Source organism: Occultella glacieicola (assembly GCF_004353825.1).
In the GTDB taxonomy this organism is placed as follows: Bacteria; Actinomycetota; Actinomycetes; order Actinomycetales; family Beutenbergiaceae; genus Occultella; species Occultella glacieicola.
The window spans coordinates 24,096-40,268 of record NZ_SMNA01000015.1; the positions used below are offsets into that span (position 1 = coordinate 24,096).

A 16,173-nucleotide genomic window follows, 5' to 3' on the forward strand; every position below is an offset into this window, starting at 1 on the left:
GGAGGATGACGCGGGCGGTCGTGTTCGGCGGCGTGGTGACGCGAAGGTGGCCACGGCTGCGGTCGTAGTCGACCGTGACCGGGCCCCGGATGGTCGGGACCGTCCCGGACATGCGGCCGAGAGGACCGGGACGCGGTTCGATCACGAGGCGTGCAGCCCCGGGCGCCTCCGGACGCACCCCGAGGATCCATCGAGCGATCACGTTGACCGGAGCGGACCCCCAGGCGTGGGAGTAGGTCATGTTGGGCTTCAAGGACGGATCCCAGGCCTCGGGGACGATCGTGGCCGCGAGGTCGTCGATCAGGTGCAGCCAACTGTTCGGCCCGGACGCGGACATGAGCGCGAGTGCCTGGTCGCTCCGGCTCGCCCGGCAGAGGGCTTCCAGGAGGAACTGGGCACCGTAGACGCTCATCCTCATGCCGCCGCGGCAGAGCAAGTCACCGAGCCCCGCGAGCCGGTCGGCAGGAGCGAGGCCGAGAGCGACCGGGAACGCCGTGGCATGTTGGCTGTGATGGGTCGAACCCAGCCCGTCACGGTAGGCGGACGCGTCGAGCAGCAGCGAGTTGACGGCGGTGGCCATCCGGTCGGCCAGGGCACTGTAGTGGGCGGCCTCGTCCGCACGGTCGATGACCTCGGCGATCCGGGCGAGGGCAGCGTAGGCGGCGGCCTGGAAGGCGTTCAGGACCGTGTTCACCTCGGTGAACTCGTACCCGTCCCGGTAGGTGGCCGGCCAGTCGACGAGGTCGGAGTCCCATCCGCTGGTCGGTCCCGGTTCCTTGCGCAGCAGGCCGTTCCCACCGAGGTGGTCGTCGTAGTTGAGTCCTTGCCAGAGGTCGAAGTCGGTGCGCAGCTGCCGGTCGTCCCCGGTGGCGACGTAGTCCTCCCAGGCCATCAGGACCGGCATCAGGTGGTACTCGGACGGCCAGGTGGAGCGCCGGGTGAGGTATTCGCCGGAGTAGCGTGCCAGCGCGTAGCTGCGCTCGACCGCGTACTGGGAGAGCTGGTTCACGTACGCGTCTCCCTCGTACGGGCCGCGCTCTCGGGCCGGGGTGTCGAGGTACACGTCGAGCGAGGTGGCCTCGATCGAGTACCGGCAGAGCTCCCACACGCGGTCCAGATCCGGGTCGGAGGAGGAGAACGCAGCACCGCCCACATAGGGGGAGTGGAGCACGACGGGCCTGACCGCGTGGGTCAGGTCGAGCGCCGGGTCCGCGGCGAGCTCGACGTAGCGGAACGCCCGGTACCCCCAGTGCTCCACCGACTGCGGACCCTCACGCAACGTCCAGACGTCCTCGTAGACGTTGCCCGTCCGCATCCGGAACCGGACGCGTCCGTCCTCCTGCTCCTCGCCGAGGCGCACCTGCACGCGCACCCCCGCAGTGCCGGCGGTGCCGTCGATGTCGAGGCGGATCCCGCCGACGATCTCGCGGCCGAGGTCGACGAACCAGCGGCCGTCCGGCCGGCGGGCCGCCTCGGCGACCTCGCCGACGCTCTGCTCGATGCTCACGATCGCCGGGGCCGGACCGGGCGGCGCCCCGCGCGCGAGGGCCGGTGCCCAGTCGCCGTCGTCGAACCCGGGCTCGGTCCAACCCACGGGTTCGTGCCTGAGGTCCCAGTCCTCGCGGGGGGCGCGGTACCACCCGCCGCCGACGTCCGTCGTCCCGGGGAGCATCGTCGCCCCGCTCGCGGCCCGCCACCGGGTGGAGGTGGGTACTTCGATGCGGCGACCGTCGGCGAGCACCACGACAAGTCGTGCGACGAACTGCCGACCGTGCTCGGCCCAGCACAACGCCGCCAGCGCGTTCCCGCCCGGCCGCAGGACCCTCGAGAGATCGTGGGTGTGATACCTGGCGCGCGCGTCCGAGGCGCGCACGCTGCCACGCCCGGCGACGTGCCCGTTGGCCCACAACTTGTAGACGTACTGCCGCCCACCCCGCGGCCCGGCCCCCGCCGTCGGCCCACCCTCGGGCGAGCACCCCGCGGCCTCGACGAACGCCGCCAGCACCGGCACCTCCGGAAGGTCGAACTCGGTGCGTAGGAGCACCCAGGAGTTCTCGACGCCGGAGTCCTCGACGACGACGGGCCCCCAGATCGGCGTGCCACCCCAGGTCCCGGCCGCGGTGACGAACCGGGACGGCGCCGCCCAGTCCCCGGCCACCGACGTGTCGACACGCACCCGCCACCAGTACGGCCTCGAGGGCTCCAGCCGCGGGCCCGCGTACGGGACGGCGGTCGACGACCTCGACTCGACCGTCCCGCTGTCCCAGACCGGCGCTCCGAACGACGTCGGCGCCGCGGCGACCTGGACCCGGAACCGCACCTGCATGCCGTCGCCGAGCGGCGGGACCAGCCAGGAGAACCGGGCCCCGGCCACGTCCACACCGACCGGTTCGGACTGCAGGTCGACCATCAGGCCGGACGGTCGGACGTCCGGCACCCGCGGACGGGTCAACGAGCCGGCGGCCGTCGAGCCGACCGCAGCGTCATCCCGGCGCCGTCGGCCCCCGGTGGCGTCCGATAGTGCAGCCACCACGTCCCGTCGGGGGCGGGCTCGACCTGTTCCAGAACGGCGGGACCATCGACGGCGACCTCCAGCCCGGGCAGCCGCCACCGCTGCGACGTCACCGATCCGCCGTCGAGCCCGTCCGCTCGGACCTGGAACGCGAACAGGCCACCCGCCGGCCATCCCAACCGGACCTCGGCGCCGTCGCCACCGGACGGCGACACGGCGACGTCGATCGTGAGCTCGCTGACCAGCCGGAGCCAGCCCACGCCGTCCCCCACGCGCCAGTGGGCGGTCAACGGGTGGAACTGGTCGTTCAGGTTCCCCCGGTCACCACCGACGTGCTCGGCGCCGACCATGAGGTGCTCCTCGAGCACGGCGGACGCGACGCGTCGGCCGACGATCGGCTGTTCGAGGGTGTGCCGGCCCGGGAAGGTCCGGAGCGCGGCGTGCACCTCGGCCGGAAGGTCAGGAACGCCGAGCTCGGCAACCGATGGAGCGAGTGCGAGGTCCCACTGGTGCTCGAACGGCGCGCCGACGTCCGGGAACGCCGATCGCTCCCCCAACGCCTGCCACAGCCACAGGCCGACCCCGCTCGCGTAGGCGCTCAGGTCCATGCCGTAGGAACGGTCGTAGGGACCGGCGAGGTTGCGCAGACCCGCGTGGTAGTGGTCCGCGATGTCGCGCCAGAGCGCGATCTCGACGGCGCAGGCTCGCTCGGCGATGGGCGTCCCGTTGCCGTAGCGGCGCCACAGGGCGAGCGCATAGAGGTCGATGCCGTAGTAGGTGGGCGAGTTGTACTCCTCGAACACCCCGCCGGAATCGAAGAGGTCGAGGACCTGCCCCATCAGGTCGAGCCCGCGAGCGTCGTCGCCATGATCGCCCCGCCGTCGCCCGACGGCGTGCATGAGGAAGCCGGCCATCAGCGCGATGTTCGAGTAGCGAGGACTCACCCCCCGCGCGCGGGTCCCGGCGACCGCCAGCTCGAGCGCATGCTCGATCCGCCCGACGAGCTCGCCCGGGAGCACCCGCTCCCACTCGCTGAGCACCATGAACAGGGTGCAGCCGACGAACTCACGCCAGTTGGGGTCGTAGTCCCGGAACGCCCGGGCCTCCGGGCCCGGCGACGGCTCGTCCGGCCAGCGGAGCCAGGTGCCGTGCCAGGGTGTCCCCGGTCGGTCCAGCTGCCGGTCCAGCACGGCTTCGAGCGCGACCACGGCCCGCTCGGTGTCCCCGGCCCGACCGCGCGCGAGCAGCCCCAGGGCGTACCAGCCCGTCTCCCGTACCCGCGCGCGCCGCGGTGCCTGACCCCACGCGGGATCGGTGATGAGGTGGGTGTTCGGGTCCCACCACTGGTCCAGGACCGCCATCGAGGCGGCCGCCAGCGAGTGGTCGCTCGTCGGCGTGCTCATGCCGTTACCGCCTCGACGACGAAGGTCGCCCGCAGGGTCGTCGTGCCGACGAGTGCGGGGCCGCGCACGGCCACGACCCCGAGCGGGAGCCCGGACGGGTTCGCGGGGGCATCGGCGCGCAGCGCCGTCCAGCCCGCCGGCATCGTGAGGCTCAGTCGTGGCGCGTCCGGGTGGTCCCAGGTCACGTCCACGGCACCATCGTGCGCCGACAGGGCCCGGACGTCCGTGAGCCACGCGTGCCCGAGGTCGTCGGTGGGCGGTTCGACCGCGGCGCCGGTCGCGGCCACGATCGTGCCGTCACCATGGAACAGCCACTCCAGTGGGGTTCCCGGGTCGCACACGACCTGCAGCTCATCGGTCCAGCCCGATCCGGTCAGGGCCAGGCTCCGGCTCACCTCGGCACCGTTCCAGGAGCTGCGCGCCGTCAGGCTGCGGTCGTCGGCGTGCACCAGCTCGCCGTCGTGCGGTGGTTGCGGTCGGTCCCCGACGACGATCACGTTGTGCGCGACCTGCGAACGCATCCACACCGTGATGTCGGCTCCGTAACCGCTGGTCCCGAGGTCCAGGCTGCGCCACTGCCCACACTCGACGTCGACGGCCAGCTTGTCGTGGTGGTCGTGCCAACCCGCGTCGGGGCCGAACCGTATCGCCACGCGGGCCAGCCGGCTCCGCAGCAGCCCGATGCCGGGGCCGCGCCACACGAACGAACCGGGCTGTGCGCCGTCGCTGCCGTCCGGGAGTGTCTCCGCGCCGAAGACCAGCGCCCCGACGCTGTAGCGGCCGACGCGCTCGCCCGACGGGCCGGCGACGTGACCGGCGCCGAACCACACCTGGACCGGAGCCGGCCGGTCGTCGAGGTACGGCGGGACGAGCGCCGTGCTCGCCCCGGGAAGCAGCGCCGAGGCGACCTCGGCCGTCTGGGCGAACGTGCCGAGGAAGCTGTCCGGCCAGCCGTCCCCGTAGGCCGGGACCCGGCCGTCGGTGTACGCCAGCTCGGCCGGTGCCTGCACGGCCCGGAGCAGGCGCTGGGCCGGCTCGCCCGCCAGCGCTTCCGGCCCGGCGACCTCGACGAACGACAGGAGCGCGTTGACCGCGTAGAAGTGGTAGTGGGGATTGACCTCGAACCACAGGCCCTCGGGGTGCATGCCCTCGAGGAGCTGGGCTCGTGCCCCGAACGGCCCGTCGGTCGCGGTCGCCAGCAGTTCGGCGTCGCCGGTGGCGACCGCGCACTCGGCGAGCGCGGCGACGATCCAGCAGTGGATGTTGTGGATCATCCCGAGCTGGGGCGCGAGCACGTCGGCGACGTCAGCGGCGAGCGCTCGCGCGGCGGCCCGGGTGGACTCGGCCAGGTGCGGCCCTGCCCATCGGACCGATCGCAGCAGCCCGATGATCCACACCGACTCGTCGAGGTTCTGCGGCGTCACGCGCGCCTTCCCGACGTTGACGCCGTGCAGCTCGTAGGAACGGTAGTGGGAGGCGTAGTGGGTCACGATCCGGGTGAGGGCTTCGCCGGCGGCCGCGCGTGAGTCCTCGTCGTCGCCGAGCCGGGCGAGCAGGGCGGCTCGCTGCGACTGGGCGGCCGCCATGTTGTGCATCCGCGTGCGCCAGGCGCCGTCCCAGGGGTCCCCGCGGTAGGTGCGCCCGCAACCGGGGCAGACGTGCTCGTTTGGGCGGGCGGAGTCGAAGCGCAGCGGCTCGCCGTCGTCGTCGCAGAAGTAGTGGTGCGTCCAGGCGCTGACCTGGTCCGGGCCGGGCAGGCGCAGACGGGTCTGCCAGTGCTCGAAGTCCGCACGGACCGCGTCGAGGGTGTCGGCGGCCCAGCCGGTCCGCGCGACCCGGCTGCGTACGTCCGCCCAGTTCGGGATGGTGCTCGGTGCGATCGATGGTGCTTCGGCCGGAGTGGGGTGAGGCATCGAGGTCCTTGGTCGGTGGTCGTGGAGTTCTCTCGAGCGAGGTGTTCGCCCGTCGAGGAAGGGATCTGGTCCGTCTGCTGGTCGTCTGCTGGTTCGGTCCGCGTTCAGTCGGGCAACACCCCAAATCCGACGGCGGCCAGCCCACGGTCCCGCGCTGCGCCCAGGACCGCGCCCAACCGTCCGGGCGTGATGAAGTTGCGGCCCTGGGCCAGGCCCCGGTCCCACTCGGCGATGTCGTGCGCGTACAGGCACACGCTCGCTCCCGTGCGCTCTGCCTCGTCGAGGACGTGGAGCAGCACGCCGCCGTCGTCGGGGTTCGCGACGCCTCGACGTCCGACGTCGATGCCGCGGGCCGGAAGGACCCGCGGCATCGATGGCTCGTCAAGATCGGCGAGCACGGCCAGGGCCCGCTCGTCGAGGTGCCTCGGAGTCGTCGATCGCAACCAGGAGAAGCGCCCCGTCAGAACGTCGTCGATCGCCCGGGTGTGCCGGCCGAAGGGGTGGGCGAAGTCGCGATGACCCAGGCTGCGCTCCGCCAGGGCGGCGATCGACGGCTCGATCTCCTCCTCCAGGTAGGCCGCGAGTCCGTGGTCGGCCACGAACCCGGGTCCATCGGCATGACGCGAGCCGTGGCTCGCGATCGTGTGGCCCTCGCGCTGCAGCACCTGCAGCCGCTCGGTCTCCTCGTCGGTGAGCCGGTCCGCGTGCGAGACGAAGAACGTCACGCGGGCCCCGGCGTCGTCGAGCACTCCCCGATGCGCGAACCAGTGATCGACGGTGCGGTCGTCGAACGACATCAGCAGGCTCGGTTCCGTCATCGGTGGGCGCCCGGGCGTCCGCACCTGTTCTCGAACGAGGCCTCAGGCGTCCCCGTTCTCGGCGAAGGCCTCCGCGAACTCGTCACGCATGGCGTCGCCGCCGCCGTCCTTCCAGGTCTGCACGGCGTCGGTCCACGCCGAGACCGGCTTGCGGCCCTGCAGGATGTCGACCTCGAGGTCGCGCAGTGCGGTGCCGATCTGGGTGCCCTTGCGGGACTCGGTCTCGCTGAACAGGGTGGCCGACGGGTTCGGGATCGCCGTCGGGACCGCCTCGGTCTGTACGTCGAACAGCGTCTGGGCGACGTCGGGCCGCCCGGGCATGTAGGTCACCCACGGCCCCTCGCCGAGGTACCGCAGCCCCAGCTGGGTCTCGCTCTTGCCCTTGTCGTTGAGGACCGGGTCACCGTCGACGAGCTCGTGGTGTACGCCCTCCAGGCCGTAGCTCTTGAAGAGGTGTTCGGCACTGCCGAACGGAGCGGCGAAGTAGTTGAGCACGTCCAACAGCGCCTCGGCACGGTCCGCCGACTTCAGGCTGATCCCGGTGAGGTTGTGCGTCGGACCGGCGAGCCAGATCGGTGCCATGCCGCCGCCCTCGGCGAGCGGAGGCAGGATCACGTCGAGGTCGAGACTCTGGTCGCCGGAGAGGTTCGCGAACGCCGGCCAGGCGCTGAAGGTGTCCTCGACGAACCGCGTGGTGCCCGCGATCGTCCAGGCCTGCCGCTGCTGGTTGTCCGAGGACGTGGTGTCGGGGTGCACCAGACCGTCGGCGACGAGCTTGCGACCGGCCTCGAGGGCATCGAGCTGGCGTTCGTCCTCGTTCGCGCTCACCCAGGTGCCACCGTCCACCGACCAGCCGTTGGCGATGCCGAAGGACTGCCGGATGACCTGGAGGGGGACGTTCGCGAGAGCCCAGGTGGTCGAGGAGGTCAGCTCGGCGAACATGGCGTAGAGGTCGTCCCAGGACTGGGCGGCCGGGTCGATTCCCTGCTCCTCGAGCAGGTCATAGCGGCCGTAGAGCACGGTGCTGCTCTGCGCCCCGCGCGCGATCGGCACGCCGTAGATGCGGCCACCGTAGACGCTCGACCTCCAGCTCTCCGTGGGGATGCTGGCGAGGAACGGGTACTTCTCGATCGCGTCGCCGCTGAGCAGTTCGGTCAGGTCCGCGGCGCGCTCGTGCAGGAGCGAGGGCAGGCCGGGGATGCCCTTCGGCCAGAACGTGAACAGGTCGGGGAGCCGGTCGCCGGCCACCGTGGTCTGGAACCGGTCGGTGTAGTCGCCGCTGGGGACCAGGGAGACCGAGAGCGTGAACCCGAGCCGCTCGTTCAGTTCCTGCCAGAAGGCGTTCTGGTCCATCGCCGGCGGCACCGGATTGTTGGTGAGGGCGAAGGCGGAGACGTCCTGACCGTCGCCCGGAGGGCCGTCGGTGGCCGGCTGCGGGTTGGCCGGGTACGCCAGCATCGTGTCGCTGACGCCGTTCTCGCCGGGCAGGTCCGCGACGAAGTCGGGATTGGGGATGTAGGTGGGCAGCGTGACACTGCTGTTCTCGGCCTGCGAGCCGGCGTCACCGCGGCCCTCGTTGCTGCAGCCGGCGAGTCCGCCGAGAGTGGCGAGGCCTCCGATGGCGAGCGTGCTCTGCAGCAGTTGCCGGCGTGCGATACGGATCTCTGACATGGGTGACTCCTTTGTGGATGGTCACGTCCGCAGCTCTGCGGGACGCGGTGGTGCGAGGCCGGCTCAGCCCTTGACGGCGCCGGTGAGCATGCCCTTGGCGAAGTGCCGTTGCAGGAAGGGATAGACGATGAGGATCGGGATGATCGAGATGACGAGGATCGCCATCTGGATCGTCGTCTGCGGCGGTAGCGACGCCTCGGCGCCGAGGTCCTGAGCCCCGAGCTGGGTGCCGTCGACGACGTAGGTCCGCAGCACCAGTTGCAGCGGCCACAGGGAGGAGTCGCTGAGGTAGAGCATCGCGTTGAAGAACGCGTTCCAGTAGCCGACCCCGTAGAACAACCCGACCACCGCAAGGACCGGGCGCGCCAGTGGCAGGCCCATGTACCAGAACAGCTTCCACTCGCCCGCGCCGTCGATGCGTGCGCTGTCCATGACCTCCTGGGGCAGCCCCACGAAGAAGGCGCGCACCACGATGACGTTGAAGGCGGACACCGCCGTCGGCACGATGATGGCCGAGAGGGTGTCGAGCATGCCGAGCTGCTGGACCACCAGGTAGCTGGGGATGATGCCCGGGTTGAAGAGCAGGCTGACCAGGACGAGCAGCAGCAGCTGCCGGTTGCCCATCGTCTGGCGGCGCGACAGTGCCCAGCCGAGCATCGCGGTCAGGGTCAGACTCAGCACGGTCCCGACGGCGGTGACGCCGACGCTGACGAGCAGCGCGCGCGTGACGACACCACCGGTCAGGATCGAGGCGTAGGCGGTCAGGTCGATGCCTTCGGGCAGGAGCACGAAGCCGCCGGCCCTGTTGACCTGCTCCGCGGGAGCCAGACTCGTCGAGATGATGCCGACGAACGGCAGGATCACCAGGCCGCAGGCGATCGTCAGCACGATCGCCTTGATGACGCTCTCGACCCGGCTGGGGCGCGGGACGCCGTCGATCAGGGTGCCGCGGCCGGTCTTGCGCCGACGTGGTGTGGTGATGGTGCTCATGCGCGGTACACCCCTTCCTCGCCGAGGAGGTGGGCGATCTTGTTGGCCACCAGGACCAGCACGAGACCGACCAGCCCCTTGACGAGCCCGACGGCGGCCGAGACACCCCAGGCGCCTCCGATCACGCCGTTGTTGTAGACGTAGGTATCGAGGACCTCGGAGACGTCCCGGCCGACGGCCTGTTGCTGCAGGAGCAGCTGCTCGAAGCCGACCGACAGCGAGTCGCCGAGCTTGAGGATCAGCAGCAGCACGATGATCGGCTTCATCCCGGGCAACGTGACGTGCCAGATCTGGCGCCATCTGGTGGCGCCGTCCATCGCCGAGGCCTCGTACAACGACCGGTCGATCTGCGAGAGGACCGCGAGGAACAGGATCGTGGCCCAGCCGGTGTCCTTCCAGATCACCTGCGAGGTGATGAGCGCGTAGAAGGCGTCCGGGTTGCCGATGATGTCGACACCCGCCCAGCCGTGGCTGCGCAGGAAGTTGTTGATCATGCCGGCGCCGCCGAGCATCTGCTGGAACACGGCCACGACGATGACCCAGGACAGGAAGTGCGGCAGGTAGAGCACGGACTGAACGGCCTGCTTGACCTTGTTCGAGACCAGGCTGTTGAGCAGCAGCGCCAGGATGATCGGGGCCGGGAACACGAAGACCGTCTGCAGCAGCGTGATGTAGAGCGTGTTCCGCAGGGCGTTCAGGAACTCCGGATCGCCGGAGAACAGGATCGAGAAGTTCTCGAACCCGACCCACAGGCTCCGCCCGATGCCGAGGTACGGCTGGTAGTCCTGGAAGGCGATGACATTGCCGCCCAGCGCCACGTACTGGAAGACGATCACGACCGCGATGCCGGGCAGGGCCAGGAGCAGCACCGGATGGTCGCGGCGCAGCCTCGCCCAGAAGCCCTGGCTCTCCCGGCGCGCAGGTCTGCCGGTTCCAGTGGGGTCGGGGGTGGGTGTGGGGGTCGACGCTCGCGCTTCGCGCGTCGCCGTCATGAGGCGCACCACGGGAGGGTGCGTGAGCCTGGTGCGTGTGCCAACACTGGCGCTCCTTCGGGCCTGAGTGATCGTTCACTCGGGACCTTAAGTGATCGTTCACTCATCGTCAACTACAGTGTGCGGATGAGCCAACCGACACGACGTCCGACGATCCGAGAGGTCGCCAAGCACGCCGGCGTGTCTCATCAGACGGTGTCCCGCTTCCTGCGGGACGACCCGACGCTGCGCCCGCAGACCCGCAAGGCCGTCGAGGACGCCGTCGGCGCGCTCGGCTACCGGCCCAATCTCGCGGCCCGTTCGATGCGCACCAGACGGTCCGGAGCGGTCGCGATCGTCCTGCCCACGATGACCGGACCGGAGCGGACGGTCGCGGCCGCCGTCGAGGAGGCCCGATCCAGCGGCTTCCGCGTCGAGGTCATCATCGGCGTCGACGAGAGCGCCGCCGCGCTGAGCGCGCGTGCTCGCGACCTGTTGGACAGCGGGCAGGTCGAGGGAGTGCTCTCCGTGGCGCCGATCGTGGCCGCGACGGATCGCGCCGGCGCCGTGATCGACACCGGCGAGTATGACCAGCGGATGCGAGCGGTGGAGGCTGTCGCCGGTGACGTCGAGACGATGGCCTCACTCGTGCGGGCACTGGCCGATCTTGGGCACCGCCACCTCCTGCATGCCGCCGGCCCACAGGGCTGGAACTCGGCCCAGCTGCGGTTGCGCGGTTACCTGCGGGCGATCGAGGAGCTGGGCCTGACGTCGCACGGCGAGCCGGCCGGGGACTGGCACCCCGAGACCGGGATCAAGGCGATGGCGACGCTCGATGACGACTCCCCGGTCACCGCCGTGGTCGCGGCCAGCGATCGGATCGCGGCCGGCGTGCTGTCCGCGGCGGCGGATCGCGGTTGGGCCGTGCCGGACCGGATCAGCGTGACGGGCTGGGACGACATGCTGCTGATGCGGTACGCGACTCCGCCGTTGTCCACGGTCGTGGTCGACCGCGAGACTGCCGGGCGTCACGCCATGCGGCGGCTGATCGCCGCGGTCCGTGGCGAGGCGGAGCCGCCGGCGCCGGAGACCACGCTCACGCGGGTCACGCTGCGTGGGAGCTCCGGACCGCCGCCGCGGCGGTGACGTCAGTACTCGTCGGCGGGTAGGTCCACCCGCGCGGCGATCGTCCGCCGCGCCTGTTGCGCCGCCGAGCGTGCCGAACCGTCCGGGTCGTCGAGGGCGACGTCGGCGAGCGGTGCGAGATGCTCGCGTTCGCCGACCGCGCCCAGCGCCTTGGCGGCGGCCGCGCGTACCCGGGGGACGTCGTCCTCCAGAAGGGCGGCGAGCCGGTCCGCCGCGGCGCCGATCTCGCGTGACCCGGCCACCTTCGCGGCCATCTCCCGGACCCGCCAGTGCGCATCGGTGAGGGCGCCCACCAGCGCCGCCGCTGCGCCGTCGGCGGCCTCGGTGCCCTCCGCCCAGCAGTACCGCATCGCGCGAGCAGCCCACACCCGCGACCAGTGCCCGAACATCGGCCCGCGGGGACCGGTGAGATCGGTCGGCAGGGCCGCGCCGGGCCGACCGCCGATCCAGGCGAGCGGGTGGGGGCTGGCCAGCGGGTCGGCGCCGGCGAGGAGGTCGGCACACCAGCCGAGCACCTCGTCCGTGCCGAGCTCACGCTCGGCCTGGGCCACCCAGACACTCCGGTGGGCGGTGGGGTCGTCCGGACCGTCGTCGGCCATGCGCCAAGCCTGCCAGCCGCTGCCCGTTCCGGTGCCCGTGCGCGCGTCGGCGGTGCGTGGGCCCGCGGTTTCGGGAAGGATCGGGGCATGGCAAACCCTGGAACGGACACAGCGACCGAGTTCGGAGTCATCGTGGGGACCGACGGCGTCGCAGCCGCCCGGGCCGCGGGCGCGGACTACGTGGAGCCCACGATCGTGGGCAACCTGGTGGTGCCGGCGCCCTCCGGTGGCTGGATGCGCTCGCCGCACTACGACGGCGACCCCAGCCCGTCCTTCGCGATCCTGTTCCCGCGCGACCTGCGCCTCGCGGATCCGGACTTCCCGGTCGAGGAGATCGACGCCTATCTGGAGGCGGCGATGGCCGTCGTGGCGTCGGCGGCCCGGCCCGGCGCGAAGATCGTGTTCGGCAGCGGCGCCGCCCGCAACCGGCCCGACGGCGTCGACGTCGCCGTGGCGAGGGCGCTGCTGGCCCGCGTGCTGACCCGTGCGCGGGACGTCGCCGCCCGGCATCAGCTGCGAGTGCTGCTCGAGCCCCTGCACACCGGTGAGACGAACATGATCAACTCGATCGCCGAGGCGGTGGCGTTCCTGGACGAGTTCGCCATCACCGACGTCCAGGTGGTGGCGGACCTGTTCCACATCATGACCGCGGGCGAGGACCTGGCCGTCGTCCGGGAGCAGGGCGCGCGGATCGGGCACGCCCACATCGCCGACTCCGGCCGCACCCCACCCGGGCAGGGGGACTGGCCGCTGCCGGCGTTCCTGAACGCGCTGCGGGCGGGCGGCTACACCGGCCCGGTGAGCGTGGAGTGCCACTTCACCGATCTCGGGCCGGAACTCGCCGGGGCCCTCGCCCACCTGCGTGAGCTCGATGCGGCGAGGGCGGTCCCGGCGAACTGAGGTCCGGCTACTTGCCGCCGGTGGTGGCGATGCCCTGGAGCAGGTACTTCTGACCGAACAGGAACACCAGGAACAGCGGTACCAGCGAGACGATGGACATGGCGAACATCGCTCCCCAATTGCTGCCCGAGGTCGCGTCCAGGAAGGACCGCAGGGCCAGCGGCACCGTGTACATGTCCGGGGCGGTCAGGTAGATCAGCGACGTGAAGAAGTCGCTCCAGGTCCAGATGAACGTGAAGATCGCGGCCGTCGCCAGGGCCGGCACCATCAACGGGATGATGATCCGGAAGAAGATGCGGAAGTGCCCGCAGCCGTCGATCCGGGCCGCCTCGTCCAGCTCGCGGGGGATGCCCCGGATGAACTGGACCATGAGGAACACGAAGAAGGCGTCGGTCGCGAGGAACTTCGGCAGCACCAGCGGGAGGAACGTGTTCACCATGCCGAACGTGTTGAACACGATGTACTGGGGCACGATCACGACGTGGAACGGCAGCATGATCGTCATCAGCATGATCGCGAACCAGAGCGTACGGAGCCGGAACTTCAGCCGGGCGAATGCGTAGGCCGCGAGCGAGCAGGACAGCAGGTTCCCGATGACCGCCCCGGCGACCACGATGCCCGAGTTGACGATGTACCAGTCGAACGGGCGGGCCAGCGCCGTCCAGCCCTCGATGTAGTTGTCCAGGTAGAGCTCGTTGAGCCACAGGCCCGGGGTCCGGAAGATGACCTCGGTGGGTCGTAGGGAACTGACGAGCATCCAGACGAGCGGATAGATCATCACCAGGCTGGCGGCGATCAGCAGGGCGTGCTTGCCCGCCGAGCGCAGACGGCTGGCCGCATCGGGCCGTGGCCCGGCCATGGAATCGACGTCAGTCATCGTAGAACACCCAATACTTGGCGGCGAAGAAGTTGATCGCGGTGAAGGCGGCGATGATGACGAGGAGCAGCCACGCCATGGCGGAGGCGTAGCCCATCTGGAAGTTCGTGAACCCGCGCTCGTACAGGTAGAGCGTGTAGAAGAGTGTCGAGTCCGACGGGCCGCCGGACCCACCGGAGACGATGTAGGCCTGCGTGAAGGACTGGAACGCGCCGATGATCTGCAGCACGAGGTTGAAGAAGATGATCGGCGAGAGCAGCGGCAGGGTGACCCTCAGGAAGAGGTTGCGCTTGTTGGCACCGTCCAGCGCGGCGGCTTCGTAGTACATCGTCGGGATCTGCCGGAGCCCGGCGAGGAAGATCACCATGGGGGATCCGAACGTCCACACGTGCAGCAGGATCAGCGCCCAGAGCGCGTAGTCGGGATGCGAGACGTACCCGATGGTGGCGTCCACGCCGAACGCGCGAAGCATTTGGTTGATCAGGCCGTCGGTGCCGAAGATCTGCCGCCAGAGCAGGGCGATGGCGACCGAACCGCCGAGCATCGAGGGCAGGTAGAACACCGACCGGTAGAACGGCAGTCCCCGCATCCCCTTGTTCAGCAGGAGCGCGATCCCGAGGGCCACGATGAGCTGCAGGGGCACCCCGACGAGCACGTAGGTGAAGGTCACCCGAAGCGAGGTGTGCAGCCGCTCGTCCCCGAGCATCCGCACGAGATTGTCGAAACCGGTGAAGTTCGGGGACTGGATCAGGTTGTAGTCGGTGAACGAGAGATAGAGGGACGCGAGCATCGGGCCGATCGTGAACGCGAACAGGCCCACCAGCCAGGGCGCCAGGAAGGCATAGCCGGCCCGGTTGTCCCGCGACGCCTCCTTGCGACGGGCCGCACGTTGCTCCGGTGTCTGGTGCCCGCCCGTCTTGAGCTTTGAGAGTTCCCCGAGCGCGCTCACGGGTTAGGACCCGGAGACCGCGGCGGTCAGCTCGTCGTAGAAGCCGCTGGCGGCTTCCGCCGCCGTGGAGTTCCCGAACAACATCTCGGTGGCGTAACGGAGCAGGAGGGCACCGAACTGGCCACCGCCCGGCGGGGGTGCGATCGGGGTGTCGCCGAGCTCGGGCTCGATCTCCGAGATGAACGCTGCGACCCGCTGCTGCGGGTCCGAGAGCAGGTCCGAGATGTGGGCCTGCACCTCCTGGTTGGCCGGGATGCCTCGCTCGGCGAGGTTGGCCTCGCCGGACGCCGTGCTGTTGATCAGCCAGTTGATGAACGCGACGGCGGCCTCGGGGTTCTCGGTACGGGCCGAGGCGGACCAGAGCATGGAGGCCTTGTACCAGGCCTTGCGGGTCGTGGCGTCCCCGTCGAGGCTCGGGAAGCGCAGGATCGTGAGCTCGGCTCCGCTCGCGGTCTCGGCCGCCTCCAGCTGGTTGGACCAATACATGGCCATGCCGGTCTTGCCGGTCAGGAACATGCTCTGGTCGAACGCGACCGAGGACTCCTCCGTGATCTGGGAGGCGGACGGCATGGCGCCCGCGTCGGCGAACTTCTGTTGGAACTCCAACCACGCCGTGACGTCATCCACCTCGAAGCCCAGCTGGGCGCCCTCGAGGAAGAGTTCCTTGCCCTGCTGACGCAGCCAGGCGCTGAACATCGCGTCGTTGGAGATGATCGCCGACGTGCCGATCACCGCGCCGGCCGAGGCGTCCGTGATCGAGGTCGCCATTGCGAGCCAGTCGTCCCAGGTCCACGTCGTGTCGTCCGGAAGCGAGATGCCGTACTGGTCGAGGAGGGCGGTGTTCACCATCACGAGCGGGGTGTTGATTCCGGCGTTGACCCCGTAGTTGGTGCCGTCGATCACGCCGGAGTCCGCCGTGCCCTCGAGGAAGTCGCTGGTGTCGAGGCCGTACTCGTCGAGGTCGAGCAGCGCTCCGCGGCCGCCGTACTCGCTGATGTAGGCCATGTCCATCTGGATCACGTCAGGCGCGGTGTTGCCGGCCGTCTGGGTGGCGAGCCGGTCCCAGTAGCTCGCCCACTCGCCCGGCTGCGCCTCGATCGAGACGTCGGGGTTCTCATCCAGGTAGGCCGCGATGGCGTTCGTGGTGTTCTCGTTGCGGACCGGGTTGCCCCACCAGGTGAACGTCAGGGAGGTGCCGTCGCCGGAGGCGTCACCCCCGCCTCCGTCGCCGGTGTCGCCGCGGCTACAGCTGGCCAGACCGAGGCCGGCGGCCCCCATCGAGGCCATGGTGAGGAACTGACGTCGTGTTGTTCTCATCGGGGTGTCTCTCGTCTTCGTCGTTGAAAGGGGCCGAGTGCGCGCGGTCACGTTACAACGTTGGATCGAGAGACAACAAGCGAGCGGGCGCGATGATCGGAAACCGA

12 protein-coding genes and 1 pseudogene are annotated in these 16,173 nt (G+C 70.4%); 2 read left to right on the forward strand and 11 right to left on the reverse strand.

The features are described 5' to 3' along the window. Positions 1-4: 4 nt before the first annotated feature. From EXU48_RS22090 to EXU48_RS22115, 7 genes and pseudogenes are all read right to left on the reverse strand, one after another. Positions 5-2,410 (reverse strand): annotated as a pseudogene (locus tag EXU48_RS22090) (family 78 glycoside hydrolase catalytic domain); the annotation flags it as partial. 38 nt (positions 2,411-2,448) lie between these two features. Beyond that, complete coding sequence (locus tag EXU48_RS24650) at positions 2,449-3,915, reverse strand: hypothetical protein (RefSeq protein ID WP_165962947.1); 1,467 nt, start codon at positions 3,913-3,915, stop codon at positions 2,449-2,451. After that, complete coding sequence (locus tag EXU48_RS22095) at positions 3,912-5,828, reverse strand: heparinase II/III family protein (protein WP_133109869.1); 1,917 nt, start codon at positions 5,826-5,828, stop codon at positions 3,912-3,914. The genes EXU48_RS24650 and EXU48_RS22095 overlap by 4 nt, the downstream gene beginning before the upstream one ends. Before the next feature lie 104 nt (positions 5,829-5,932). Next, positions 5,933-6,646 (reverse strand): polysaccharide deacetylase family protein, encoded by a 714-nt coding sequence (locus tag EXU48_RS22100; protein WP_133109870.1) that lies wholly within the window; start codon positions 6,644-6,646, stop codon positions 5,933-5,935. Positions 6,647-6,688: 42 nt separating this feature from the next. Further along, a complete protein-coding gene (locus EXU48_RS22105; RefSeq protein ID WP_133109871.1) occupies positions 6,689-8,317 on the reverse strand; it encodes an extracellular solute-binding protein in 1,629 nt (542 codons plus the stop codon). A gap of 63 nt (positions 8,318-8,380) precedes the next feature. Continuing rightward, positions 8,381-9,307, reverse strand: a complete 927-nt coding sequence (locus tag EXU48_RS22110; RefSeq protein ID WP_133109872.1) for a carbohydrate ABC transporter permease — start codon at positions 9,305-9,307, stop codon at positions 8,381-8,383. Beyond that, positions 9,304-10,299 carry an ABC transporter permease gene (locus EXU48_RS22115; RefSeq protein WP_133109873.1) on the reverse strand — a complete coding sequence of 332 codons (996 nt, stop codon included), beginning with the start codon at positions 10,297-10,299 and terminating at the stop codon, positions 9,304-9,306. The genes EXU48_RS22110 and EXU48_RS22115 overlap by 4 nt, the downstream gene beginning before the upstream one ends. A gap of 126 nt (positions 10,300-10,425) precedes the next feature. Between EXU48_RS22115 and EXU48_RS22120 the strand changes: the two genes are divergently transcribed. Beyond that, positions 10,426-11,424 carry a LacI family DNA-binding transcriptional regulator gene (locus EXU48_RS22120; protein WP_133109874.1) on the forward strand — a complete coding sequence of 333 codons (999 nt, stop codon included), beginning with the start codon at positions 10,426-10,428 and terminating at the stop codon, positions 11,422-11,424. Between the two features lie 2 nt (positions 11,425-11,426). Here EXU48_RS22120 and EXU48_RS22125 read toward each other — a convergent pair whose 3' ends face one another. Continuing rightward, on the reverse strand, positions 11,427-12,023 hold the full coding sequence (locus EXU48_RS22125; protein ID WP_133109875.1) for a HEAT repeat domain-containing protein: 597 nt from the start codon (positions 12,021-12,023) through the stop codon (positions 11,427-11,429). Between the two features lie 87 nt (positions 12,024-12,110). On the opposite strand from EXU48_RS22125, the gene EXU48_RS22130 reads away from it, so the two are divergent. Continuing rightward, positions 12,111-12,923, forward strand: coding sequence for a sugar phosphate isomerase/epimerase family protein (locus tag EXU48_RS22130; RefSeq protein ID WP_133109876.1), 813 nt, complete (start codon positions 12,111-12,113; stop codon positions 12,921-12,923). 7 nt (positions 12,924-12,930) lie between these two features. Here EXU48_RS22130 and EXU48_RS22135 read toward each other — a convergent pair whose 3' ends face one another. From EXU48_RS22135 to EXU48_RS22145, 3 genes are read right to left on the reverse strand one after another with little or no spacing between them, the layout of a single operon-like run. Continuing rightward, entirely contained in the window at positions 12,931-13,782 is an 852-nt protein-coding gene (locus EXU48_RS22135; protein WP_407938770.1) for a carbohydrate ABC transporter permease, read from the reverse strand. 10 nt (positions 13,783-13,792) lie between these two features. Beyond that, positions 13,793-14,749, reverse strand: a complete 957-nt coding sequence (locus tag EXU48_RS22140; protein WP_133109878.1) for a carbohydrate ABC transporter permease — start codon at positions 14,747-14,749, stop codon at positions 13,793-13,795. Between the two features lie 3 nt (positions 14,750-14,752). Next, positions 14,753-16,066 (reverse strand): ABC transporter substrate-binding protein, encoded by a 1,314-nt coding sequence (locus EXU48_RS22145; protein WP_133109879.1) that lies wholly within the window; start codon positions 16,064-16,066, stop codon positions 14,753-14,755. Between the last annotated feature and the right edge of the window lie 107 nt (positions 16,067-16,173).